Genomic DNA, 26,421 nt, shown 5'->3' with positions numbered 1-26,421 from the left:
TGGACAGAGAGGGGTAGTTCACTGCTAGTTATATTGCTCACGCCTAACGTATATTGTCTTGAAAACATAGAAACAAGTCAAGATGGAAATTATGAGAGCTCACAAGCAGATTTCGATTCATATGAGGAAAATAACGAAAATGCAGTAGAAAAAGAGGAAACGAGTGAGGCAATTTCCGATCTTGATAGTGAAAGCGTGGATGATGATTCAGAAACTGCTTCTGAAGATACTGTGTTAACTGCAACTTCTGAAGATGATATCGAACCTTTAGGGAATGCAAAAGCATATCTTAGTCCGGCCCTGGAGAATGAAAACGATTACTTTGACGCAAGTCTATTTACGGGTTCTTTTGTATATTCTTATCCGATTGAAGCTTTAAAAGGAAGAGCTGGCCTGGAACCAAAGGTTTCTTTAACATACTCCAGTGCTATGGGCTCTGGAGGAACATACGGTTCACTGGGGATGGGCTGGTCATTGAATGAAAACTGTGTCATCAGAGATACCAGATATACTCCTGATAACACCAGTGATGATAGATTTATTCTTGTTCTGGACGGCTCAACTTACAAACTTGTTTATGTGGAGGAAGATGAGTCATATCACACAGAAATCGAAAGTTTTATGAAAATTGAAAAAAGTACAACAGGCAGCAATTCTTTTGGGGACTACTGGATCCTGAAAATGCCGGATGGAACAAAATACCGTTTTGGTTATAACAGTGATTCCGAACAAAGAAACTCCGTTGAATCAAGAAATTATGTTAGTAAATGGTGGCTCGATTTAATAGAAGATGTTAATGGCAACCAGATTAAGTACAAGTATCTTGAAAACCCGAAAAGCGGGGAAATAGGAAGCACATATCTTGACAGCATAACTTATAATGACAATCATGCAGTTATTGATTTTGAGTTCACGGAAAAACCAGACTCCTTCACGGTTTATGAATACGGGAATAAAATTTGTGAAAATAGTTTAATATCCAGCATCACCGTTCAGAACGATGAAACTATTCTCTGGGAATATGATCTTGATTACAACACACAACAGTCAAAACTATATCTTACATCTATCACAAAAGCAGGGCTAAACAATGCAGAGTTCCCTCCCACTATTTTTGAATATGGCTCTATAATCGAAGGATGGCAGGAGAGTAGTTCATGGATATCCCCGATTGATTTCGGAGGAGGAAGAGACAGAGGAGAAAGGTTGGTAGATATCAACGGCGATGGATTAGAAGATATTATTCAGGGTTATATAGCTAGTAACAACGCAGTTTGTTGTTCGGCATGGATAAATACCGGAGATGGCTGGGAACTGAACAGCTCCTGGGAAACACCAACATATTTCAGACATTATACCCATGATGGAGGAGCCCGCCTTGCAGATGTCAACGGAGATGGATTGGTTGATATTATCCAGAACGGATCTTACATTTCTTCTGCCTGGTTGAATACTGGTGTCGGGTGGGAACAAAACAACTCCTGGACACCTCCATTGGATTTTGGCTGGTCAAGTGATAGCGGTGTAAGAGTTTTAGATATCAATGGAGACGGATTAGCTGATATAATTAAGGGTTACAAAAGTGATTATGTTCATGAATACTATGATGCCTATCTCAATACCGGTGAAGGCTGGATACAGGATAACTCGTGGAACCCCCCTGTTTGTTTTTCATATGATGGAAGTGATCAAGGGATACGACTCGTTGATGTCAATGGAGATGGATTGGTTGATCTCGTTAAGTACGGTTCTGCCTGGTTAAATAATGGCAGTGGATGGGAACAGGATAATTCCTGGGGAGCCCCAGTATCCCTCCTTTCAATTGGTATCTGCTTGGCGGACGTTAACGGAGATGGTTTAGTAGATATTCTCAAGGGTTATCTTTATAGTGAAGGGTCCACCTACAACGCTTGGATAAATACCGGTGATGGTTGGGAAGAGAAAAATTCATGGAATCCTCCTACATTAATCGGAAGCTATACCAAAGGCCTGGGAGTGCGCTTTGCAGATTTGAACGGGGACGGGCTGACAGATATTATTCAAGGAAACGGTCTTAGTTGCTGCTATACTTGGATAAACACTAACACCGATAGTACAGAAGATTACAAAACCCCAGGTCTGCTCAAAAAAATACAGCATCCAACCGGCGGAAGTACAACAATAAAATATGAACCTTCCACAAATTTTGATAACACTGGAAACGACGGCGTTTCAGATCTGTCCATGAGTATGTGGGTCACAAGCAGTGTGACAAGAGATAATGGGATTACAGGCACCGGAAGAGTAGTTTCAACAACAAATTACACTTATAAAAACGGAATGCAATACTTCAATCCACCAGAGGAAATCGAATTCAGAGGATTTGGTGAGGTCACTGTTGAAAACGAATACTCGATAATAAAACACTTTTTCCACCAGGACAATGTGCTGAAAGGTATTGAGAATCATACTGAAGTATGGGACAAAAACGGAAACCTTTACAGTTCTTCGAACATGGAATATACTGCTCAGAGAACATATCCTGATGTTAACCTGATTTTGCTGGACTCGATATCTAAAACACAATTTGACGGGCTTGTTAAGAGCCCAACCAGTTCAGCCGGCTGGTCCTCTTTCATCAAATATAATGAGTATGACGATTACGGGAACCCGCTTTCCATAACAGATTACGGTGATGTGAACACTACTGGGGATGGAAAATATCTTTATTATGAATATGCCAATGCGGAAGGTCCGTGGATTCTCGGGAAAAAAACGCATGAATGGCTGAAAGATTCAAATCAGACAAAGAAGAGCGAATCATGGTACTATTATGACGGAACAAATGATAACAGTGCCATAAGCAAAGGGCAACTCACAAAAACAATATCATGGAACAATATGGGAGATAATCCCACTGTTTTGTACGATTATGATAACTATGGAAATATAATCCAGATTACAAATCCGGAAGGGGCTTCAAAGAACATAGAATATGATGATAACCACTTATACCCTGCTTCCATTGAAAACGCCTTGGGTCAAAAAGAGTGCTATGAGTTCAACGATCTTGGCAGGATAACAAAAATAACAGACAGCAACGGTATTTCTACGGCATATGTCTATGATGACCTGCACAGAATATCGAAGATGCTGAAAGTCGACGACACACTTGATTCTCCATCTACAGAGTACACGTACTATCAGGATGGTGTAGCACCTGAAAAAGTATTAACCAAAACAAAGGACTGCGGTAGTGAAGAGAACAATTACATCGTTAATGGTTCCATATTCAAGAATTATAAAACTATCACAATTTCCCCGTCTGCAGATGGCACTTTGACTGATTACCAGGTGAGTTTCGACGTCGCTTACGAGCCTGAAATGCAATCGGATTTCGATGATGTTCGTTTTGTTGATGATAACGGCATTCCACTTCCATATTGGATTGAAGAGAAAACAGATTCCGTTTCAGCAAAGGTCTGGGTAAAGGTTCCTGAGATAGATGGTATACATGGTACAACTATCAATATGTACTATGGTAACTCTGGTGTACCTTCGGCATCAAACGGTAATGCGGTTTTTGACTTCTTTGACGATTTTGAGAGCGGAGTACTAGATACTGCTAAATGGAATACAATAGGTTCGCCGACAATTATTGATGATAGTGGAGACAAAGTACTCAGACTGACACCAAACAACGATGTAAATACATTTAACAAATTTTCCGGTACGGAGTATACCGTTGGAGGACTGATGAAATTTGAGTCATTTGGCTATTTCGGTGGACCACGTATGTCACTTGAGGTCAAGGAGCCAAATAATCAGTTGGCACGTTTCTCATACCGTATAGAATCATATCCAGACGGCACTGGATGGACGGGCACTTCAATAACGTATGCTTCGTCGTCAGCTAGTTTTATTCCAATTGCACAAGCCCGACCATCATGGTCTACTGGTGTGTGGGATAGATTTTCATTTTCTTCATCGAATAACTTACAGAAGCTATCTAGTGACAAACTCAATCTTTCTGGTACTTATGCAAACAATCTTTCCGGTTCTATATATATAGGTACATGGGATAATGGCAATGACATTAGATTTTCACACATATATGTCCGTAAGTTCGCATCATTCGAACCTACATATGTAGTTGGAGATACGGAAACCGGGTATGATGAAGGATCAACAAACACGTCTTATTCTTATTCCACGTTCGATTCCACCGATTCATACGACGGCTTCGGTCAACTGATCCAGAAAAAGTACGAAGGAGAAGACGGCTGGATTATCCAGAATACTGCATATAACGAACTGGGCCTTGTGGAAAGCGCTGAAGTCCCGCATTACTCTGACCAATCCGGCTTATCCGTAACCTATGAATACGATGCAACCGGACGGCCAACGGTCATCACCAATACTGACGGCACTACTCTGAGATATCATTACAAACTTGACAACACTACGATTACCAATCAGAACGGGGTTAATAAAACACTAACAAGTGATGTTTTCGGAAATGTTGTCAGGGTCTATGAGTTCAACGGGAATGAAACCTACGTTACATCTTATGGTTACGATGCTCTTAATAGCCTCATAGAGATTTCGCCGGGCTGTAACGACCCTCAGATGCCACCCAGCGTTTATTTCACCTACGATTCCCTTGGCCGGAAAGTGGCAATGAATGACCCTGACATGGGAAGCTGGACCTATGAGTATGACCTTAACGGCAACCTGGTCAACCAGACCGATGCTCGGGGAGTTTCAACAATTCTCAGTTATGATGACCTGGGCAGGGTTACTTCAATATATTACCCTAACGATGAGGATGTCAGTTTCACATATGACCTTAAGTTTAATGGTACGCTCTCAAAGGTGAAAAAAGGAAATGTTTCGTCAGATTATAACTACGACCTGCGCTACAGAGTCAAGGATGAAGCTGTAACTATTGACGGCACACGTTATACCACATCCTACAAGTATGACAGTATGGACAGGGTCATAAGGATCACTTATCCAAATGCCGCAAGTGTCAACCTGAGATACAACAACCAGACCCTTCTTGAAAGCGTTGAGGGCGTGATCGACAACCTTGACTACAACGCAAGGAACCAGATCACAAGAAAGGAATATTCCAACGGCGTGGTCACGACCTATACCTACGACAGTCAAAAACTGCTGCTGGACAGGATCTATTCCGCAGGCCTCCAGGACCTCAATTACGATTTCGACAACGTCGGCAATGTCCTGCAGATTGTGGACAATGCCCAGAATTCCGTAAAAACCTACGGATACGACGATCTTGACAGGCTTGTCAGTGCCGAGATGTACTCAGGTAGTAGGGTGAACTTGAACTACCTGATAGACTTCACCTACGACCAGTATGGCCGTATCGAGATTAACGATGCTACATATGGCCCCGTTCCCTTTATTGAAGAAACTGCACTTTATGAATATTCTCTGACACCTTTCCATGCTCCTGTTACTTATAGTGTAGGCAGCCTGGGTTATGATACAAACGACCTGGACTATGATGCAAACGGAAACCTGATCGACGATGAGGATTTCATCTACGTCTACAACGATGCAAACCAGTTGAGTGAAGTCCGTTACTCGGCTAACAATTCCCTTGTGGAAAAGTACTGGTACGATGCAAATGGCCAGAGAATCAAAAAACAGAACTCAACTGGCGAATTCACTTATTATGTAAACAAGTTCTACGAAATTGAAAATGGCACTGTCATCAGCTACTTCTTCCTTAATGACGAGCGCATAGCTAAGAAAACATCCGAAGGCATGGAGTGGTACCTTTCCGACCACCTCGGCAGCACTTCTCTGATGATTGACGAAAATGGTGTTGAAGTCGAACGCACCGATTACTTCCCATACGGTCAGGTGAGGTCAGGCGGTCTTGAGAAATACGGTTTCACAGGTCAGGAAAATGATGCCGATACAGGGTTGATGTACTACGGCGCAAGATATTATTCGCCTGAGTACAGTATTTTTGTTCAGCCTGATACGATGCTTCCTGATCCGTATAATCCGCAGGTATTGAACAGGTACTCTTATGCTCTGAATAATCCTGTGAAGTATAGTGATCCGAGCGGGCATTATGTTGAAAGTGCTCTTGATGTCGCATTTATTTTGATGGATTTGAATGATATCAGGCAGGATCCATCCGACCTGTGGGCCTGGGGAGCACTTGGTGCAGATGGAGTATGTGCTGTTGTACCTATTGCAACCGGTGGCGGGCTTGGGGTAAAAGCAATCAAAGCTACTAATGGGATTGATAATGCTGTTGATACAACAAAGGCCATCGAGAAAAGTGTCGAAGTTGTAGATACTGTTGCAGATGCCGGAAAAGCGGTGGATAATGTTGGAGATACACTAAAAGTTTCTGATAATGTTCCAGAGTCTTTAATGGTAGGAGAAGCAAACACCTATGTGTATTATGGTGTCCGAGACGGTGAAAATGTCTATGTTGGAATTACAAATAATCCGACAAAGAGAATTTATCAGCATGGAGATAGATTTGACGTATTGTACGTTTTAAACAGAGGAGAACCGTTAACAAGAAAACAATCAAGAGCTATTGAGCAAGCTGAAATAGTGAGTAATCCCTCGTTTGAAAACAAAATTAATAGCATCAGCCCTAATAGAGACTTTTATGATAAAGCAGTAGAATGGGGGCAAAATTGGTTAAAAGGCAATGGCTATAAGAGATGATGGGTAATGGCTAATAACAAAAAACAAATGACTGATGAACTTCTTCTCATAAAAAGATCTAGGAAAAAACCAAAAGTAGGAGATATTTTCGTAATTCAGCCCAAAGAATCCGTTTATTTTTATGGGAAAGTAATCGAGGTCAATGATGAGTTTCAAGGATTTCCTGTTGATGCATTAGTGATACTAATATATAAAAACAGTTCGACAAGATTAGAAATGCCTGACTATTTAAGTCCAAATGACCTTTTGATTCCACCACAAATCGTAAATTTGAGAGGTTGGACGATGGGCTATTTCTATACACTAGGAAATATGGAGTTAACAAGTGAGGAAAAAAAACTTAACTATGGTTTCAAGGATCTTAAGGTAAAACCTTGCTTCCTCAACTCAATGGGTGAAAAATTAAATCATGAGCCATCAATTGTAGGGATATATGCAATTGGTAGTTATGGTTCGATAGCTTACGAAGTAACAAAAGCACTTGAAAAACATCCAGAATTACTGGATGTTTAACTCTTTTTTCATTTTTGATTTTCTACCTTATTATTCATTTTGTAAAGTAATTAGATCGACAGCGGCACATCCACCAGCTATTTCTTCCGCGACGATGAACGCGTAGCCAAACAAACATTCGAAGGCATGGAGTGGTATCTCTCCGACCATCTCGGCAGTACTTCTCTGATGACAGACGAGAATGGGATTGAAGTCGAACGCACCGATTACTTCCCATACGGTCAGGTGAGGTCAGGAGACCTGGAGAAGTACGGGTTTACAGGGCAGGAAAACGATGCCGATACAGGGCTGATGTACTATGGTGCGAGGTATTATTCACCTGAGTACAGTTTTTTGTCCAGCCCGACACAATACTCCTATATAAGTGGAACCTGATAGTTCAAGATTAACAACTTTGATGGCAAAGGGAGTGGTTAACATGAAGTTTTCAGAACAGGATGTTGTAAGAGTAAAGAAGGACATTCCTGAAGAATGTATTAAAAAAGGAGATATAGGTTCCATAGTCGTTGCATTTCGTAAGCCAGATGAAACCTATGAAGTTGAATTTGTGGATAAAGATAATTACTCTAAACAGCTAGTGCTTTTGCCGGATGAAATCGAAAAAGTAGAAGAAACATAAATAAGCATCAAACAGGTGAATAAGACAATGGTGCAGTGAAAAAAGTGGGCGACACGATTTATGCCGGAAAAACTGTGAATGGAATTGATGATTCTCTTCAAACAGCAGATCTAATTTTTAAGCAAATGCTAAAATGAAAGCAAAAGAGCAGTTGACAGGTTACCTCACGGGATTAAAGATAATGTAAAAGATTTTTACAGTAGAGAATCTAATGAAGAATTTGAAGGAAAGTCTGAGTCTGAACCTGAAGAAAAAGAGTTGTGATTCCGAAAATTAGCTTAGATGTAGATGGTAGGGTTTTGAGTCCCTATTCTCAAACCCTACCTGCGATCCAACCCATAGATTAAGAGGAAACCCTATTACCCTTAATCTGTATATCTAAGATAGCATCAATGTATATATCATAATTGATCCGAAAAATTGTTTTTTATTTTAAACTTTAATATAACTAAATAATTATATTGTATTGAAAATTTTAATGGCATTGAAAATAATAAAAAATCAACAGAAAAAATATAACAAAGCACAACAACAGGCTTGAAACTTTCAATACCGTGCTTTGGGGGATACGGTGATACAGCACTCCGAGGTTCTTCTTATGTTAGTTATTGATCCTATAAGGACAATAGGATTCACTTTCTCCTTTTACTCTGCAACTCTGTTCCTGCAAATTTTTTTCAGTATGGTCTGGCATATCACTAAATGTATATCTTTTGAAGATACTTCCCGTATAACAATATCTTAATATCTGTCTTCAGTTTCCATTATTTCCTTTATAAACGTTTTAAGGTATTCAGGAACAACCGCAGAGAAATGGATGTTTGAGTTCCAGGTTCCATGCGAACACAAGATTTAACAGCAACATAAAATAAAGAACTGTTTATGGGTGATAGAGAAAAAAATGTGGGGTTTGCTGCTTCTTTAAACATACTCTTCACAATCATAGAATTGATCGGAGGAATCTTAACAAACAGCCTGGCACTGATGGCTGACGCGTTGCATGATTTCGCTGACAGTTTTGCATTAATCGTAGCCTGGTATGCAGAAAAGCAAGCAAAAAAACCTGCAACGAGTAAAATGACTTTCGGATATCGAAGGTTATCTCTTTTATCTGCAGTATTTGCTATTATTGTGCTTATAGCCGGGTCGTTGTTTATATTGTCACAGGCCATCCCGCGTCTGATCAATCCGGAACCCGTAAATGCCGAAGGAATGTTTTTGATTGCAATCGTCGGAGTAACCATAAATGGACTGGGATATTTTAGATTGAAGAAAGGGATGAGCCAGAATGAAAAAATATTATCCTGGCATCTTCTGGAAGACATTCTGGGGTGGGTGGTTCTGCTAATCGGGGCAATAATCATAAGTTTCTGGAACGAACCTGTTATTGATCCTATAATGACAATAGGATTCACGATTTTTGTATTATGGGGAGTTTCTAAAAACGCAAAAGAGACATTCAACCTTCTTCTGGAAGGTGTCCCGACGTATATTGACATTGATAAGGTTAAGGAATCTATCTTATCAGTCGAAGGAGTGAAAGCGGTTCACGATATCCATATATGGTCTCTGGAAGGAGAAACGGATATTTTAACAGCTCATGTTATTGTGGAAGACAAATACCTGGAAAGACCGGATAAAATGAGGCAATCCATCAAAAGCAAATTAGAGGAACATCATATAGAACATTCAACGCTTGAACTGGAAAGTGAAGGATTTTGTTCCGGAACGGAATGTATTTTTGAATTGAAAAGATAATGTAAAGAAAGGCGATAGAGGCAAATCTTCATTTTCTGAAAGTGCTAGCTCCCACGAATAAATTCGCTGGCATCTATGGTATTTCAACCAATGCTATACTGCCCTGGAGCAACTATTTATTCGTGTCTCGCTTCCATCGTTTCAAGTTTTACCTTTGAAACTACTTCAAAAAACCTCATACTTGAGTTTCAGAGCAAAGTCAAGTGACCTTTGTAGCATTTGCAGCTTCCAAAGCAGAGCTCGACAACAGAGTATAGATTGGAAAGTACAAAAATGTAATTAGTAGCATATTATGGGAGAGTTGACGGATTCATTCCATCAATAAATTGACGGGGATTCTCCTTCGCTCTCCTAAATAGCCCTGTGCCATACTTTGAACCAGCTTGAGGGCCTTTGTCTTCCTTTCCGGTAGTTCTATCTTTGAGAGTTCAGCTTTTGGAAACTCAACTTTCGAGACTTAGTTTTTATTTCAAATTCTGAAACTCATCAGGCTTTTAGAAAGGGGTGGCTCCCTTTCTTTTTTCCATTTATCTGTTTCTTCGTATCTCAATGCATTTACTAGCTTTAACTTCGAGACCCTGTACGCAGGTACTACTCCTAAAATCACACCTATAAGAATTGCCCGGAGGGGTCCTTCAATCATCAGGTGAGGGCTTATACTCCCCCCTCCTCCGGTCATCTCGCTTCCCATCATTGCCTGGAGGCCAGCTGAAACGACCCGTCCCAGCATAACTCCAAGGATGCCTCCGACAAGACCCGCCTTCCGGAGTTAAAAAGGGAAACCATGGAGTTATCCCTGTTTTTAGCTCCAATGGTTTTCATGATCCTTATTTTTATGAGCTTTTAGACGTGTAATATTTTATCTGTCACTTCTAACTCTGGAGTGACTTTTGAAGAAGTTTTTCTTTCTTTGAAAATCCTGTATATCTTGAAAAGCATAAATCCGGAAAGCAGGAATGCAAGCAGGTCTGAAACCGGAAAGGCTGCCCAGACTCCGTTTAGAGCATAGAAACGGGGAAGAAGGACAACGGCAGGAATCAGGAAGAGAAGCTGTCGACTAACAGAAAGAATGAATGCCGGTCTGGCTTTCCCGAGTGCCTGGAACAGGATGGTTGTAACTACATTCAAACCTATCAAAGGTGTTCCCAGGAACATAATCCTTGCAGCAATTTTTCCAAGCTCCAGATATTCCGGATCTGCACTGAAAATAACGAGAAGTTTTTCTGCGAAGAGGTAAACGATAAGCAAGCCAAGAAGCCCAAAGGTCGTTGCCGCTACTAAAGATAATTTTACAGCTTCGACTATTCTTCCATATTTCTTTGCTCCGTAGTTAAACCCGACAATCGGTTGCAGGCCAAAGGCCATACCCAGGAGAGGCAGGAAGATGAAGGAATTAATTTTCATTGTTATGCCAAAAACAGCAATTGCAACATCCCCTCCGTAATCTGCAAGCGCATTGTATACGAAAATCATCATGATACTGCTCGCGCTTTCCATCACAAAGGACCCTGTACCAATAGCTCCGATTTCCTTGATGATTTTCAGGTCCGGTTTCAAGGTTTCTGATTTGAAATGAATAGATCCCTTTCCTTTAAGGTAGTATAGCAGAAGAAAGATTGAAGCTACGGCCTGGGACAGTACGGTTGCAATTGCAGCACCCTCAACCCCCATCCCGAACCCAAACATGAAGACCGGGTCAAGGAAAATATTGAGGCCGCCTCCTATAAGCATAGCATTCATTGCAAGGCGGGAGTTTCCTTCAGCCCTGACAATATTCTGAACAGCCACTCCAAAGACAAAGAAAATCCCTCCCAAAATTATGATTTTAAGATAATCTCTGGCATATGGCAGGACTCCCGGGGTTGCCCCGAAAACCTCCAAAATCGGTTCAAGATAGAGAAGGCAGGGTATGGCTATGAGTACGCTTAAGATCAGACTCAGGGAAAAAACATTCCCAAGAACTCTTTCAGCTTTTTTAAACTCCCGCGCTCCAAGGGCACGTGAGATTATTGAAGAGCCTCCTGTCCCAAGAACAATCCCAAAAGCCATGATTATCATCTGGACCGGAAAAGCTATTGAAAGACCGCCTATAGCCTGAACACTCTCTGTTCCGTAGGCTATTCCCACGAAAAAGGTGTCTACAACGTTATAGATAGCCTGTACCAGCATTCCGATGATCACGGGAGTTGAAAGTTTGAACAGGAGTTTTCCTGTACTCTCTTTCCCCAAAAACTCGCTTTTTTCTTCCATGTTTTTTCTTCTCTGTCGTAAGATGTTGTTGTTTTTACTGAATGTCATTCAGCTTTTCAGATGGAGGTTCGAATCCGGGCTCGAAGAATTTTAATGCAGCTTTACGGGTCAGCAGCCTGAAAATTTCTTTTTCTTCCGGTGTAAAATCCGAAAAAAGGATATCAATAAAAGAAACCAGTTTTTCAAAAATTATATCTCTCATTTCCTTCCCTTTTTCAGTCAGGTAAACTTTGTAAGCCCGAAGGTCATTTTCGTCCCTCTGCCTGTACACATACCCTTCTTTTTCCAGGTTCTGGATTGCCCTTGTGCTTGTTGCTTTGCTTACTTTCAACATTCTTGCAAGGTTTTCCTGAGAGATGCCGTCTTTATGGTACAAAACTAAAAGGAAATCATGTTGCCCGCTCCCTATCCCGTAAGCTTCGAGTTCTTTTGTCATATATTCCATGTGACTCCGGTAGATATGGACAATCGGGCCGAATATTTCTCTTGGGTCATGCATAGTTTTACCTTTCGTCGTTTATGAAACTGGAAAGTTTTTCGAAATAAAGGTTATTCAATAAATAGTTTCATGTGAAACTAATATGATGCTTAATTGTATTATGTGGTATATATTAGTTTCGTATGAAACTAATATGTGAGTGATTATCATCAATTTTTCTTGTGGAATTGTAATTTATGGAAATTCATTCGTTCCATATCAAATGCTAGAGGCCTGTTAATCATTACTCCACATTAATTTATTCTGTTAATTTTGATTTCATATGAAATCAAATTCAAGTAAGGGTTTTGGTATAAGGGGATTTTGGGGGGTTTGAAGAAGTGAAAATAGTTTTCAGGGTAGAATAGGAAAGTATTTTATTCATACTGAAGAGAATTCTTGTTGTAAATAAAAGTCAATTTAGATTATTTATGACCTTATATGTGGTAGTATTACGGTAGAAGGCTGAATAATCATTTTGCGTTTATTTATATATGTTTAATTTATTATTAATTGGAAAAGTATTTTTTATAATAATCAAGATCAGATGTCTCTGAGGAAATAATAGCAAGCAGTTAACTCTCATAATGGATGATTGTTGTTGTGATGGTCTCCCCGCTCATAACGCAGAAGCTTTCCTACGGTCCTACTTTATGGCTCACCAAATTAAATTATGAACCTGAGTATTATGGAAATAATACTTGAATAACTGGAAGATTTTCCCACGCTTCAGGGTTTGAATAACAAGAGTACATACGGGCACATCACCGAACTGGAAACAACCAGTGATGAGAGGGACCGGATATTAGACTTGATATCACAAAAAGAGGCTGAACTGGATTATCCATTTGAAATGTGGGTCCGTGCTACGGTATGGAGTACGGATGAAGTCCCAGCCGATACCCCTCCTTATGCTGAGCTTACTGCTGAAGACCTGGAACGATTCCTTTCAATTAAAAAAACTGTGAGCTAGCCGGATAGGCGGTACGGGATCTCTTCAGATTAATGGAATATTTTCCTGGAATCACACACGATATAATGAAGAATACGGTGGCATATTTATCAAATTCGGGAATCAAGTCTATTACATAAGTAACACGTATGATACGAGGTCGTATCTCAAGATCGAGGGTCAATAACCCACCACTAAAGTGGTAGGCATGAAATAGTGCCTTGATTGACCAGTCTAAGTTCTTTGAGAACTACGTTGGAAATGTCATGACACCTATAGGTGCTTCATCAGCTTGTAGCTCTGTCGTGTAGTATTAAAAATTCTGAGGGTAGGAATGGTGTACTATACCTAACAAGCATTTCCAACATTGACGAGATGAGACATGAAAATGCGTTACCGGATGTAAGATTTATCTTGCATTTCGAGATAGGAGAAATTCAAAATGGTATTTGTATTGAACAAAAACAAACAACCATTAAGTCCTTGTCATTCGGCGGTTGCTAGAAAATTGCTGAAAACAGGAAAAGTGGTAATTCATAAAAAATACCCATTCACAATTCGGCTAAAGGAATTAAAGGAATCTGAAAGGAAGTTAAAAGACTCTGAAAGTAAAGCTGAATTTAGATTGAAAATAGATTACGGAAGCCGATATACGGGGTTGGCTATCTTGAATGGGCCCACGGTCGTTTGGTTAGCTCAAATTCATCACAAAACAAACATAAAAAGCAATATTGACAGCCGTAGAGCAATGAGAAGGACCAGACGAAATAGAAACACAAGATACAGAAAGCCAAAATTCAATAACAGAGGACGAAAAGAAGGTTGGCTCCCTCCATCTCTGCAAAGCAGAGTAGATAATATTAAAAACTGGGTTATAAAGCTGCAAAGATTGTGTTCGTTGACTCATATTTCATATGAAAATGTAAAGTTTGATACACAACTAATGCAGAATCCCGAAATATCAGGCATTGAATACCAACAAGGAGAACTTCAAGGTTACGAAATCCGGGAGTATCTTCTTGAAAAATGGGATAGAAAATGTGCATACTGTGGAGCAGAAAATATTTCGCTTGAAATTGAACATATTATCCCGAAATCAAGAGGTGGTACAAGTAGAATTTCTAATCTTACATTAGCCTGCCATGCATGTAATCAAGTAAAGGGTGATATGACAGCAGAAGAGTTTGGTTATCCTGACATACAGAAACAAGCAAAGAAGCCGCTAAAAGATGCTGCACTTGTCACAGCTACAAGATGGAAAGTATACAATGTTCTTTCTGAAACTGGACTTAATATCGAATGCGGAACAGGTGCTAGAACGAAAATGAACAGAATCCTGTTAAACCTGCCAAAAAACCATCATTTCGATGCCGTATGTGTTGGTACTTCAACACCAAACGATATTATATTCCGAACAAATTCAGTGCTTCACATTAAAGCAAAAGGTAGAGGATCACATTGCAGAACTAATCTCAATAAGTATGGTTTCCCTAGAGGATATTTAGCTAGGCAAAAGAGTTTCTTTGGATTTCAAACTGGAGACATTGTTAAAGCAATTGTTCCTAAAGGAAAGCACCAAGGAACCTGGATTGGAGCGGTAGCCTGTAGGAAAACGGGATATTTTGATATTAAAAATAAAGAAGGTGTTAAAGCAGCACAGGGAATAAATCACAAATATTGTAAAATGTTGAGTAGGGTCGACGGATACGAATATGCCTCAGAGCATGTGGGAGTTGACGGAATTCCTCTCATGACTGAAGTCACGAGCATCCTTCCTTATTGAACGTGAATATTATAAATTCGGCATCGGGTTTGTTGGTTGAAATTAACAGTGATCCTGGAGGATCCTGTTTTATTTCTCTGATCCAATATTCGCTTCAAAGTCCCGGTTTGCCAGAGGAGCCCTTCATCTTTTCCTCTGAACCCTGGTGGAGGTAATAAAGAGAATCTTCTCAGTAGGATCTTCTCAAATTACGCAGAAGCACCGTTTTTTTTCTTCTCAACTCTGTCATTTTGTTTTTTAACCATCTTGTATGCATCAGATACTGCAAATATCCAGGTAGCAAAAAATGTGAAAAACCCGATAATAAGAGCTATCAAACAGAGGCTAACCACCAGTGCGGCAAACAGTGCAAGTCCTTTATACAGGTCTCCTGCATAGACCTGGCCGAGCCCTGGAATTATTAGAGATAATAACGCTGCAATGACCGGGTTTTTTCTTTTCTGCCTGGTTTCTTCCGTTCCGTATCCGGGAGTCATATCAGCTTTCGGGTGAAATTCCACACTTGGATCGGATGTTTCGGGATGTATTTCTTCCATCGTTTTTACTCCATTAAAATATCATGTCTTTATCGTGTCTCTTTATAGCGTGCTGCTGAAGTATACTTACTGGCATTTACAGATCTTACAGGCATTTACAGTTTTGGTTAACATTTTTGATTAACATTTTTGGGTTAGTTTTTAAAAAGGTATTATGAAATCCGTAAGTATTAACTGATCAACGGGAATAGTCCATACTCATTGAGTTTGATTATCGAGTTTAATTGTCGAGTTTAATTGTCGAGTTTAATTGTCGAGTTTAATCATTGAATTTAATTATTGAGCTTTACTATTGGGTTTAATTATTTTTGAGAAAAAGAAGAGATTTAAAGGAAAGTAGAAAAGCTAAGATACGAAAAATTATGAGATGGCATGTAAGACGCCATTAGGACCTATTTACGACTTTTTCCACCACAGCCAGGCGGTATATGATTTTTCCTTCATCCTGACGTCTCCGTTTTCGCAGGAAAATGCCTCAGATATATACTGTTGTAGTATTGCATCGTGTTCGGCTGTGGTCGCGTTGACAATCCTTCTGTAATGAGTAACTGCTTCTTCCATTCTCGGATAGACCAGTTCCCAGTAATCAGGGTATACGGTGACATTCGGGTATATTCCCATGTCATACAGCACTTTGTATATGCAGTCTATCTGCGGATGGATATTATATGGGGTGCCATGGACCCTCCGCCACGCTTCAGCATACGTCTTTTCCCAGGAAGGCATACCTGCGAACCAGTTCAGGTAGACATATTTTGAGGACACATCGTTCATTTTAATCACTGCCTCTCTGATATCCGGCATGGCCAGGGAAAACGAGGCAATAACTATATCATATGGTGCGTCCAGATCTTTGATATCGACATCTTCCCACCTCTTCTGGATCCAGGATACGTTATTTAACCCATTTGCTTTAATGTTCTCTTTCAGGCAGTATAACATACCATCTGAAGGCTCGACGGCAGTGATGTGCTTAACCATGTCTGCGAGCGGTATGGTTAGTGTACCGGGACCGGATCCGATATCCAGAACTTTTGAATCCGGAGTGAAATCAATCCGTTTGATCAGGTTTCTGGAAAAACTCCAGTTGTCCATCTTGATCTGCGTGTCATATTTTACCGCCTCTTCCATTGTCCAGAATCTGTCGCTTTCAAAGTTCGTCTTCTTACTCTCTGTCATCATCGTTTTCCAGATCTCTCCATAGTCTATAGTGTTATTCATCATGAAAATTCTCCTCAAAAACTCTTCTCAAATTCTTCTCCGAATTTTTCTCATAAATTCTCAAAAGTCTTCCTCTTCCATCCAGTCGAGCCACTGTGCTGACCTGAGACCTCTAGCAGTTTTGTCATCAACATTGTAGACCTGTTTGTAGAAGTCCAGTACCCATTCGTGGACTTTAATGTCCTGGAATTTCTCCGGGTAGCATGCTTTCGCTGTAATCATCAGGTCGATAGGATATTCTAGGCGTCGGGCGCAGTTTGAGGGCGTCCACGGCATCGAATATACTTTCTTATTCTTGATTGCACTCAGTTCATTCAGGTTCTGGTAATATGGTGCTTCGTAAAGCTCCCTGGCCGGATGGTATCCCCATGAAGTGGCCAGTAGTATGACATCAGGGTCCATGGCCAGAACCTGTTCGGTGTTCAGTATCTTTGCAGTACCAGTATCTCTGTAGGCATTCTTCGCATGCACTATGCCCTCGATGGTGTATGACTCAGGTGTATCGATACCCCATGAATGGCCTGAGCCTCCAGCTTTCCTGGCATTGGGCGAAAGACCGAAGTACAATACCGAAGGCTTGCTGACCTCAGGTATATCCTTTGTCCTGTCCGATATCATCTTCTCCGCGCTCTGGATGTAATCAGCTAACTCAAGAGCGTCCTTCTCTTTTCCAAAAACTTGTCCGATAATTTTGATCTCTTCTCTTATGGTAGAGAGGTCCGAGTTCGAATAATATGTAGGGGAATACAGGACTATCACAGGGACCCCAAGTGATTCCATCGTGTCAATTGTTTTATTCATCGTGTCACGGTTATCCCACCCAACCGAGCAGTCTCCTACCCTGAGGATTATGACATCGGGATCCGAACTTGCAAGCGTTTCGTAGCTGATGACGTTGTATTGCTTTGGTGTTAACCTGACTGTTTCGTTTAACGAAGGATCCAGGTAAATCATCGTGTTTTTACCATTTTCATACGTGAAATTTTCTCCCTTGACACTCGGGAATACATAAGTATAATCATTTGTGATTGTGGTACCAACAGCCACGATAGTATCCTGGACACCCAGGCTGATCATCGTACATTCGACGAAGCCATCGCTGATCACGGCAGCCCTTGTGATGTTTTTCGGCACTTTTACCTGGATGCCTCTCATATCCGTAATATTATTGGATTCATCGTTTGTCGACGAATCCGTTACTGACGAAGTGGCTTTTTCTGATATGCATCCGGAAAAAGGCAGGCTAATAAGTAAAATCAGAAACATGCAAACTATGAATTTATTCATAAAAACCTCAACCTCAATCGTTTATTAATTGACTATTATTTGCAGTCCTTTGTAGTCGGTTAAGGAACACTACATTTGAAAAGGCTATTTTTATGCTAAATCTCTAATTTTTAAGTCAGAAAATTGCTGATTCAATGTTCTAACTTATATAATCAACTATTAATAATTATAATAGATTTGTAGCACTTTAATTCAACTTCTCATTAATAAACTTGCCTATTTTTGTATATTGTATATTATTAAGTGTTATCAATCCTAAAAAATATCTTATCAAACCTTTGGAGCACTTTACTGTATTTATCTGCTTTAGAACTCTGACAGATGTCCGTCGCTTCAGTGATGGGAGTAATCAACTATCGATCATATTACGTTAAATGCCAGCAATCCGGCCAGAATAAAAAGAGTGATTCCGGTTGAAACATTTATAACGACCCGGTATTGTTTCCTGATCGTGTCCAATCTGTGGGCGGAAAATCCAAGAGAGAGAAGAACCCCGAGACACAGCACCGGTAACACGACGCCTGCATCGTAAGCCAGCAGGTAATATAATCTATGAAATGAGCCGCTCTGATCCGCCATTATGCCAAGTATCGCGAGATATGGCCCGCCAGCACAGGGCATTTTAATCATGCTGAATCCCATCCCAATGGCAAAGCTGTAGCTAGCCGTGCTCATTTTGCCATATGGCTGCAGCAGAGCAAGGAACTTTTTGAACCCTATATCCGAGAAACTGCGCCCATAATTGAATAATGTCCTGATTATCATGGCAGAGCCGATGACGAGCATTGAAATGACGATAGCATATCTGGCTACATTATACATGGAGGGCATGGTAACACTGAGCCTGTAGAAGCAGACACCGATCAGTGAATAAGTGAAGAGCAACCCTACCGAAAAAGACATCACATTAATCAGCAACAAGTACCGTCTTTCACTGGAAACTGCCAGCGTGGCCATATATGTTATGACTGCGAGGCTACACGGGGAAAATGCAGCTACGATTCCGGATACAAATGCAATGGGAACCGAGATCATCGGCATCGTGCCGACGGATATATAGCTGTCTGTAATAACATGCCTGCCACAGTTATCTTCATAATATACGGTAGAAGGGGACACACAAGAGGTGTTGCCACCCGATAGCACGTATGTTACCTTTTCTTCAGCATCCGGCTGTAATGGGCCGCTCCAGAAAAATAGTCCTGAAACTAATCGGGAACCCTCTGTCAGCCCCCCGGATAGACTGACATTAATTGGCGCGTTGCCCTGGTTTAATAGATATACCGTTACAGTAACGTTATTGTCATTTCCACTTTTTTTTACTGCAGTTGTATGCACAGTCACTGGCGGAGCATATCCGTAAGAAGATGCGATTGTATCCTTAATATTTCTTAGAATTGTTACGTAATCTCCATCCAGGTTTGCGGGACCAATAATCGTATGATTATCGATAATCAGATCCGGGATATCTATCAGACTATACCGGTCGACATAGGATGTGCCTTTTTGTGAATTGACTCTAATTTCCTGATAATCGACAGAGAGTCCTTCTCCACGGGTTTCCTCTATGGCCTGCCTGACTACTGGCATTACTTCGGTACACCGGTGGCAGCCTTCTTCATAGAGATATACAACGGTGACGGTTTTCGTATCATCCGCATAAGCTATCAAAGGCAGTGCAGTAAGAAGTAAAAGAATAGTTATTAAATACACGAACGGATAAAATATCGCCTCTCCCCTCTGATTCTTGGATAACCAACGATCGATAGATCCTGCCATTTTTAACCCTTTAAGCTAAGCGTCCTTACTATACTTCGGCATATCATATATAATTTTTAGCAATAATTGTTATCATTTAATTTAATCATAGCTATAAAAATTAATTCGATACTGTTATGTAGTACAATATAATACTAAATAATAAATAGTTGCTACAGGTATTATATATGGTCGATAAACCTGAAAATGATAACCAAATAACTAAGCTTTCCAGTTATTTTGATTTTAAAAAGGGCTTTGTTTTATGTGTACTCATAACGCTCTTTACAGTATCGGTAGAAGGATGCACTGAACAGGCAGGCCAGATTATAACAACTGCCGCAAACTCATCGACAACAACAGACTCATCTGATGAACAATACCGTTACGTAACGGATATGCGTGGCGTCCAGGTGAAATTGCCGAAAGATATCCAGCGTATCGCTACCATCGACGACGGGTTCGTTGAAGGTGTCCTGACGAATCTTAGTGAGGTTGAGAAAGTAGTTTCTGTTGGCTCGGTTGGGCTTGGTTCCAGTTCACTTTATCAGTCAAATATTACTCTAAACTCCGGTACAAATTATACTTTTAGCGGTGGATCAAATACGATGTGCGTCGTTAATCCATGGCTAGCGAATGTGTCCTGTACGGAGTCTTCGTCAGGTATGACCATCATTAACTACGAAAAACTGGCTAGTGCGAATCCTGATGTACTCATTATAAGGGTTGGTGACTGCTCTATGAGTGCTAATGATATCGAAAATAACAATAAAAAGATATCAACGATCAAGTCTCTGGGCATACCCGTAATCGTGCTCTATTCTCCGAACAACTACAATAATTCCGGCCTGAACACCATGCGCGATGAGATGCGTGTAATCGGACAGTTGTTCGATAAGGAGGAAAAGACAATGGCCCTGGCAGATTATCTGGATAATACGGAAAAGATGATTCTGGACAGAACTAAAGATATCCCTGAAGAGGAAAAGGTCACAGCGCTCTATCTCGGGATCTCTTCCAAGGCCAGGCAAAGCGGCGGTGCCGGGTATGTAAGCGGCATCGATACTCCGGAATCATACATCCTCGAGACTGTTGCCAATGGCAGGAATGCTTACCAGGATACCGGTTCTGGCAAGTTGCTTAACGCCGAGCAGGTTCTGGCATTGAACCCTGATGTGATTTTTTTACCCACATATTCCGGGTACCATCCGCCTATCGAACTTCAGGATGCGATGTATTACCAGAATGTGCAGGAACTTAAGGCAGTCAAAAACAAGCGTATCTATTCCATGCCTTACACGCCGAGAAACTGCGACCGCCGTGTCGAGTATCCTCTGGATTTGCTGATTGTTGCGAAAGGCTGTTATCCTGATCTTTTCCAGGATATCAAGGTCCATGAGTTTGCATTGAAACTGTACCAGGATGTATATGGAGTGGACCGTGCAACAGCAGAAGAAATCAGGTCGGCCCAGTACCTTGACTGGACAGTGGAGTACGATTTCTAAAAACGCAGTGGAACGGATAAAGGTGTGTTATGGCGTGCATGGTGTGCGGATGAAAGTGTCGGGATGTATCAAATGTATCTCTTCGTTCAAACAAGTGTCTGGACTGGATGATAGAGCAGGATTCCAGGGTGTTTTTCATGGAAGAAGTATCGATTGACGTAAAAAAATCAACCTTTACTGCCCTCAATTTTTTTGAGGCGAGAAAGATGTGTGTCATGCTCTTTCTCGCTGTTGTTATGATGGCAGGCGGGATGGTCACGATCTGTTTAGGGACCTATCATATCTCTATACCGGAAGTATACTCTATCATCGCCACTCATCTGTTTTCACCGGATAACGCGGATTCCCTGAATAAGCTGAAAAACACAATCGTCTGGAATATCCGCTTCCCGAGAGTCATTATGGCTATAACTGTCGGTATCGGGCTTTCTGTGGCCGGGGCGATTTATCAGGGGTGTTTCCGCAACCCTCTTGTGGAACCATATATCCTTGGAGTATCTTCGGGAGCGGCGTTCGGCGCAGCCCTGGGGATTGTCTATCCTCATATCTTTGTTTCTATACAGCTGGGTGCTTTTGCGTTTGCCTCTCTTTCCGTATTCCTTGCATATACACTGGCAAGGAGCAGGGGGCAGACACCTGTTGTCACGCTGGTACTTGCCGGTATCATCATAGGCTCGATATTTTCCGCCTGTGTTTCCATCATGAAATACCTCTCAAACGATACACAACTGAGAGAAATTGTCTTCTGGATGATGGGCGGCTTTTACTACACAACATGGGATGATGTGTATCTGACTGTACCTGTTGTGCTGATATCCGTAGTTATCATGTGGTTCTTCGGGTGGAAGCTGAACGTCCTTTCCATGGGCGACGAGGAGGCCCGAGCACTGGGTGTGAACCCGGAGGTTTTTAAGTTTATTTTCATTGTACTGGCTACACTGGTTACTGCTATCTGTGTATCTTCGGTCGGGATTATTGCATGGGTCGGCCTGATGATGCCCCACGCAGCCCGCCTTATCCAGGGACCGGATAACCGTTTTGTCATTCCCACGGCAGCACTGATGGGTGGTGTTTATATTATCTTTTGTGACACGATTGCACGTACTCTGACTTCGGCAGAAATCCCAATAGGGATCATCACGGCTATCGTAGGTGCACCTTACCTGGTGTATCTGTTGCGTAGTAAAGAAAAGGAGATTTTCGGGTGATTATATGTTGAAAGTAGATAACCTCAGCTTCGGGTACAACAGCGTACCCGTATTCAAAGGGATTTCATTCAGGGTAGAGAAAGGTTCTTTATGCGGACTTTTCGGGCCAAATGGTTCAGGGAAGACAACCCTGTTCAAGTGCTGCATGAGCTTCCTTAAGTACGGCAGCGGCAGCATATCCGTTGACGGATGCGATGTCAGGAAGAAAAAGATCGGGGAGCTGGCAAAACTTGTTGCCTACGTGCCCCAGGAACACAAGCCTCCTTTTCCTTACCTCGTCAAGGAAGTTGTGCTGATGGGCAGGACCCCGCACATGGGCGGCATCTTTGGCATTTCCGAGGAGGACAGGAACAAGGTCCGGGAAGCTATGGAAATGCTCGAGATCTCTCATCTAGCCGATAAGCCTTACAACCAGCTTAGCGGTGGTCAGCGCCAGCTCGTGCTTATCGCAAGGGCTATGGCACAGGACACACCTTTAATGCTGCTGGACGAGCCTACATCCGCTCTGGACTTCTGCAATCAGATCCGAATCTGGAATATCCTGAAGAAGATATCTGCGAAAGGGACGACAATACTTGCCTGCAGCCACGATCCAAACCATATCTCATGGTTCTGTGATGATGTCGTTGTCATGTATCGGGGAGGTCTGGTCGCAAAAGGGAGCCCAAAAAGTGTAGTCTCCGAGCAGTTACTGAGCACTATATTTAACAACATTTGCAGTGTTGGTTATATGGACCGTCTGATGATGGTATACCCGAAGAATATCTAGGCCGAATGTTCAGTACTGCGATAACCAATTGTTCACCATAAGTTCGCTATAATATCTTAAACAGACGGAAAGGATTTCAGTATAGAATGCTTTTGAGCTAAATCTTGCTGCTAATAGCTTGCCAGTGATTCTCGCAATAACGGCAGGAGCAATTTCTGTAATCCTGCAATCCTGCATTATTCCTTTTTCTTCTGTCTTACGGGCTGCCTTATAATAGTTTTAAGCTTCTCAGGTTTTGTCCTGCGCACATCACTTATGTATATTTCGTGGTGCTTTTCCCCGGGCATGCTGCCGTCAAATTCATAGCCTTTTGCTTCAATGAAATTGTGCAATTTCTCCATTGTTGGCTCTTCTTCGGAGTACGGACCAAGATGCATAATCTGAGCTGATAAGCCTTCATGCAGGCTTTCAAACCTTATCCTGGAAAGTGCAGGAAGATCTTTCTTCTTTTCAACTTCTTCTATGGATTTTTTTATCATACTTTCTGTGATAAAGTCGGGCTGCCTTACCATTGCTGTCCATTTCCAGTTGCTTTTGTCCCGGATGCTGAAGTCTTCCATATTTTCAACCCACCACAGCCCTTCAAGAGGCATTACGACATAGTCCTTCGATGCCTCTTTTGCAGAAATAAACTTAACTTTAAATGATGCTGAAAATAATGCTTCTATCGCGTCCTGGTATTCCTGTGATGTATTGGGGTCTCCTTCCCCGTCTATCATTAGATAGTTCATTTCAGGGACATATATTATTGAAACTTCCTTTGCAGACGGATTATAGAGCTCCTTATTTTCTTTTTTGAGATCCAGTTTTGGCATTTCTACCTCCCTTTGCTCCTATTCTTTCTCCCACAATGGTTTTCTGTTCAGGTCATTGAATTTGATGCTGCAAAGGCAAACTTCTTCATCTCTTCCCTGTACTCTTTTGCCATCTCTACATACTCTTCTGCATTTTCTTTTATAGCCTCAACCTCTGCCTTGTTTGTTTCCCTTTTTACCGTCCCGGGGACTCCGATAATAAGGCTGTTAGCAGGAAACTTCTTCCCCTGAGGCACAAGCGCATTTGCTCCGACGATTGAATTTTTCCCGATCTCTACCCCGTTCAGCACAGTTGAATTCATGCCGATAAGCACGTTATCTTCGATTTTGCATCCGTGCAGCACAGCCCCGTGCCCGACTGATACATTATCTCCAACCTGAACCCCATTTTCAGGGTCTGCGTGAATCACTACTCCGTCCTGGATACTTGTTCGACTTCCGATCTGTATTTTGTTCTGGTCTCCTCTGATCACGGCATTGAACCATATGCTTGAAAAGCTCTCTATCTCAACATCTCCGATTATATCTGCCGAATCCGCAACAAAAGCCGTTTCTGAGATTTTCGGGGTTTTTCCTTTAAAATATATTCTCATCTTTATCACTCTACTTTTCAGGTTTATTTTCTCTTTAACTATTTCTTTATTGACATTTTACCGACATTATTTATGTCATTTCTTAGCTTTAGCTACTGCTATGCATGTAATTTTTTCTGCAAGCCTCAAAAATAGCTCTTGGTTCAGATCGCATAACGAAACACAAGATCTGCGATGACAAGTATTGTTAGAATAGGACGGAAGTTTAGGTTTAATTCTTCATATCCTGCATTCCTTATTTCGGGCTTCTGTCGCTTAAACATATTGTCTATTATTGAACTGATTGAAGGGTCTGTCAAATACTCCTCTTTCCTGTACCAGACTATAAGTTTGAAGTGTATTGCTGTTAAAACAAAAGCCAGAATAAATACCCCTGACATCCCTATCGAGATATATTCTTCCTTATCTAGAAACCCGATTATTAAAAAACTAAAAAAATATACTGGAAATGAACGCAATAATTCCTCTTTTATAATATAATCTATATTCTATTGACCACCTCTGTATGTTCTGGGGGTTTAAACTTAAATTCAGTGTCTTTTACATCTGAATTTTTCCGGAAAGTTTTTGAACATCTTTAAGATTCAGAGCAAAAGCAATATTTTCATACCTTTCCATTCCTGTTATCTCTTTATGTTCAATCCCACGTTCACAATATCTATAATCCTTTAAAAGTTTTATGTGTAAAATCTCAAACAATCAGGCATAAGAGAAGAGTACAAATCTGAAACGAGTTAACAAAAAATAGTTTGAGAGCTTGCACAGAAGTTAAAAATAATGTTGCTTACTGCCTATCGATTTTCATCTGTATCTTCGATGTTTGGACATTCCTTTTAGGAAAAGTAGCAGCACTTTTTAAGACGCTATATTTCTCTATAGTGAGAATTAAATAAAACTGAACTTTACAAGGCTTTCTAGCCTCGCAATATTGCTAGTGATGTATATTTGTTGCAAAATGAGAAAGTTAGCTCCAATTAATAAAGTCATGAAACAAACAGCGTGATCAATAAAAGGAGAATTTCACTATATTACTGAGACTGCAATCAATCTTTAATTCCTTACTCCAAAAATAAGGCAGGTTAGAAATTTTAAGAGATGATGAATTGAAAAAAACAAAAGTATTCTGATACAAAAAGAGATTCCAGTAAATTTTTCTAAAAGCTTTTGGGTATATACAATATTGTGAAGTGGACTAAATGCTTACTTGTATCTTTCTATCAGGTTTCTGTACGAAATGTTTATTTTATAGATTTTACTTTTTCCTCTTTTTATTTCCCTTATAAGGCCAATTTCCTTAAGATTTTTCATATACCAGCTAACTGTAGCCTTGGAAATTCCAATTTCACGCGCAAGAGCTGTGTTTGTATTGCATTCACCATTTAATATTTCTGAAATTATCTTTTTATTCGTTATGTTTTGAGTGGTCACAAGAACTTTCTTTTCCTTTTCACTATATGTTGAGTTTTGGAAACACCTTATTTTTCCACCTTCCTTGTAAACCTCAATTTTATATTGAGTTTCCAAAACTTGTATACTATGTTGAACTATTCTCCTGCTCAAGCCCGTACTTTTCGCAATGTCACTAAAACAAACTCCAGGATTGGCTTTAATATACTCATAGATGCTATCTCGGTTTGGATTCTCAAGTCCATTTGCTCGCCCTGTAATCCA

The 26,421-nt window shown here is 40.9% G+C and carries 20 protein-coding genes and 1 pseudogene; 10 read left to right on the top strand and 11 right to left on the bottom strand.

Annotation, left to right across the window (positions count from 1 at the left end; genetic code table 11):
• Positions 1-33 precede the first annotated feature (33 nt).
• The 5 genes from MSHOH_RS17015 to MSHOH_RS16995 all read left to right on the top strand — a co-directional run bounded on the left by MSHOH_RS17015 (position 34) and on the right by MSHOH_RS16995 (position 9,595).
• Positions 34-6,705, top strand: coding sequence for a DUF2341 domain-containing protein (locus MSHOH_RS17015; RefSeq protein WP_048141466.1), 6,672 nt, complete (start codon positions 34-36; stop codon positions 6,703-6,705).
• Positions 6,706-6,711: 6 nt separating this feature from the next.
• Entirely contained in the window at positions 6,712-7,218 is a 507-nt protein-coding gene (locus MSHOH_RS17010; RefSeq protein WP_052730907.1) for an immunity 26/phosphotriesterase HocA family protein, read from the top strand.
• Positions 7,219-7,386: 168 nt separating this feature from the next.
• Positions 7,387-7,593, top strand: a complete 207-nt coding sequence (locus MSHOH_RS17005) for an RHS repeat-associated core domain-containing protein (protein ID WP_158024227.1) — start codon at positions 7,387-7,389, stop codon at positions 7,591-7,593.
• Positions 7,583-7,837: a DUF4926 domain-containing protein gene (locus tag MSHOH_RS17000; RefSeq protein WP_204245345.1), complete on the top strand. Its 255-nt coding sequence runs from the start codon at positions 7,583-7,585 to the stop codon at positions 7,835-7,837. The genes MSHOH_RS17005 and MSHOH_RS17000 overlap by 11 nt, the downstream gene beginning before the upstream one ends.
• Positions 7,838-8,719: 882 nt before the next feature.
• The gene (locus tag MSHOH_RS16995) at positions 8,720-9,595 is read left to right on the top strand and encodes a cation diffusion facilitator family transporter (RefSeq protein ID WP_048141462.1); all 876 of its coding nucleotides are present in this window, start codon (positions 8,720-8,722) and stop codon (positions 9,593-9,595) included.
• A gap of 469 nt (positions 9,596-10,064) precedes the next feature.
• On the opposite strand, the gene MSHOH_RS16990 is transcribed toward MSHOH_RS16995, so the two are convergent.
• From MSHOH_RS16990 to MSHOH_RS16980, 3 genes are all read right to left on the bottom strand, one after another.
• The gene (locus tag MSHOH_RS16990; protein WP_048141460.1) at positions 10,065-10,325 is read right to left on the bottom strand and encodes an ABC transporter permease family protein; all 261 of its coding nucleotides are present in this window, start codon (positions 10,323-10,325) and stop codon (positions 10,065-10,067) included.
• Positions 10,326-10,438: 113 nt separating this feature from the next.
• The gene (locus MSHOH_RS16985; RefSeq protein ID WP_048141458.1) at positions 10,439-11,845 is read right to left on the bottom strand and encodes an MATE family efflux transporter; all 1,407 of its coding nucleotides are present in this window, start codon (positions 11,843-11,845) and stop codon (positions 10,439-10,441) included.
• 34 nt (positions 11,846-11,879) lie between these two features.
• Positions 11,880-12,344: a MarR family winged helix-turn-helix transcriptional regulator gene (locus MSHOH_RS16980; RefSeq protein WP_048141456.1), complete on the bottom strand. Its 465-nt coding sequence runs from the start codon at positions 12,342-12,344 to the stop codon at positions 11,880-11,882.
• Between the two features lie 715 nt (positions 12,345-13,059).
• Here MSHOH_RS16980 and MSHOH_RS16975 point away from each other — a divergent pair.
• Together MSHOH_RS16975 and iscB are read left to right on the top strand one after the other, a co-directional pair.
• Positions 13,060-13,296, top strand: a complete 237-nt coding sequence (locus tag MSHOH_RS16975; protein WP_048141454.1) for a hypothetical protein — start codon at positions 13,060-13,062, stop codon at positions 13,294-13,296.
• 421 nt (positions 13,297-13,717) lie between these two features.
• Positions 13,718-15,058 carry an RNA-guided endonuclease IscB gene (gene iscB, locus MSHOH_RS16970; RefSeq protein ID WP_048141452.1) on the top strand — a complete coding sequence of 447 codons (1,341 nt, stop codon included), beginning with the start codon at positions 13,718-13,720 and terminating at the stop codon, positions 15,056-15,058.
• Positions 15,059-15,246: 188 nt separating this feature from the next.
• Here the strand turns inward: iscB and MSHOH_RS16965 are convergent, their stop codons facing one another.
• The 4 genes from MSHOH_RS16965 to MSHOH_RS16950 form a co-directional block, all read right to left on the bottom strand.
• Positions 15,247-15,594: a DUF5683 domain-containing protein gene (locus MSHOH_RS16965; protein WP_204245344.1), complete on the bottom strand. Its 348-nt coding sequence runs from the start codon at positions 15,592-15,594 to the stop codon at positions 15,247-15,249.
• Positions 15,595-15,990: 396 nt separating this feature from the next.
• Positions 15,991-16,815, bottom strand: a complete 825-nt coding sequence (locus MSHOH_RS16960; RefSeq protein WP_082089505.1) for a class I SAM-dependent methyltransferase — start codon at positions 16,813-16,815, stop codon at positions 15,991-15,993.
• Positions 16,816-16,875: 60 nt separating this feature from the next.
• Positions 16,876-18,102: an iron ABC transporter substrate-binding protein gene (locus MSHOH_RS16955; protein ID WP_052730906.1), complete on the bottom strand. Its 1,227-nt coding sequence runs from the start codon at positions 18,100-18,102 to the stop codon at positions 16,876-16,878.
• A 360-nt stretch (positions 18,103-18,462) separates the two neighbouring features.
• Positions 18,463-19,815, bottom strand: a complete 1,353-nt coding sequence (locus MSHOH_RS16950; protein ID WP_239451031.1) for a cytochrome c biogenesis CcdA family protein — start codon at positions 19,813-19,815, stop codon at positions 18,463-18,465.
• Between the two features lie 233 nt (positions 19,816-20,048).
• Between MSHOH_RS16950 and MSHOH_RS16945 the strand changes: the two genes are divergently transcribed.
• The 3 genes from MSHOH_RS16945 to MSHOH_RS16935 all read left to right on the top strand — a co-directional run bounded on the left by MSHOH_RS16945 (position 20,049) and on the right by MSHOH_RS16935 (position 23,342).
• Positions 20,049-21,365 carry an iron ABC transporter substrate-binding protein gene (locus MSHOH_RS16945; protein WP_052730905.1) on the top strand — a complete coding sequence of 439 codons (1,317 nt, stop codon included), beginning with the start codon at positions 20,049-20,051 and terminating at the stop codon, positions 21,363-21,365.
• Between the two features lie 137 nt (positions 21,366-21,502).
• Positions 21,503-22,573: a FecCD family ABC transporter permease gene (locus MSHOH_RS16940; protein ID WP_048143587.1), complete on the top strand. Its 1,071-nt coding sequence runs from the start codon at positions 21,503-21,505 to the stop codon at positions 22,571-22,573.
• 4 nt (positions 22,574-22,577) lie between these two features.
• Positions 22,578-23,342, top strand: a complete 765-nt coding sequence (locus MSHOH_RS16935) for an ABC transporter ATP-binding protein (protein ID WP_048141446.1) — start codon at positions 22,578-22,580, stop codon at positions 23,340-23,342.
• A gap of 176 nt (positions 23,343-23,518) precedes the next feature.
• Here the strand turns inward: MSHOH_RS16935 and MSHOH_RS16930 are convergent, their stop codons facing one another.
• From MSHOH_RS16930 to MSHOH_RS16915, 4 genes and pseudogenes are all read right to left on the bottom strand, one after another.
• A complete protein-coding gene (locus MSHOH_RS16930) occupies positions 23,519-24,157 on the bottom strand; it encodes a GyrI-like domain-containing protein (protein ID WP_048141444.1) in 639 nt (212 codons plus the stop codon).
• 47 nt (positions 24,158-24,204) lie between these two features.
• Complete coding sequence (locus MSHOH_RS16925) at positions 24,205-24,750, bottom strand: gamma carbonic anhydrase family protein (protein WP_048141442.1); 546 nt, start codon at positions 24,748-24,750, stop codon at positions 24,205-24,207.
• 143 nt (positions 24,751-24,893) lie between these two features.
• Positions 24,894-25,130: a hypothetical protein gene (locus MSHOH_RS24410; RefSeq protein ID WP_239451030.1), complete on the bottom strand. Its 237-nt coding sequence runs from the start codon at positions 25,128-25,130 to the stop codon at positions 24,894-24,896.
• Between the two features lie 820 nt (positions 25,131-25,950).
• Positions 25,951-26,418 (bottom strand): annotated as a pseudogene (locus tag MSHOH_RS16915) (winged helix-turn-helix transcriptional regulator); the annotation flags it as partial.
• Positions 26,419-26,421: the final 3 nt, after the last annotated feature.

Source organism: Methanosarcina horonobensis HB-1 = JCM 15518, from assembly GCF_000970285.1.
Lineage (GTDB): Archaea > Halobacteriota > Methanosarcinia > Methanosarcinales > Methanosarcinaceae > Methanosarcina > Methanosarcina horonobensis.
This window is presented reverse-complemented; position numbering and strand designations above follow the sequence as displayed.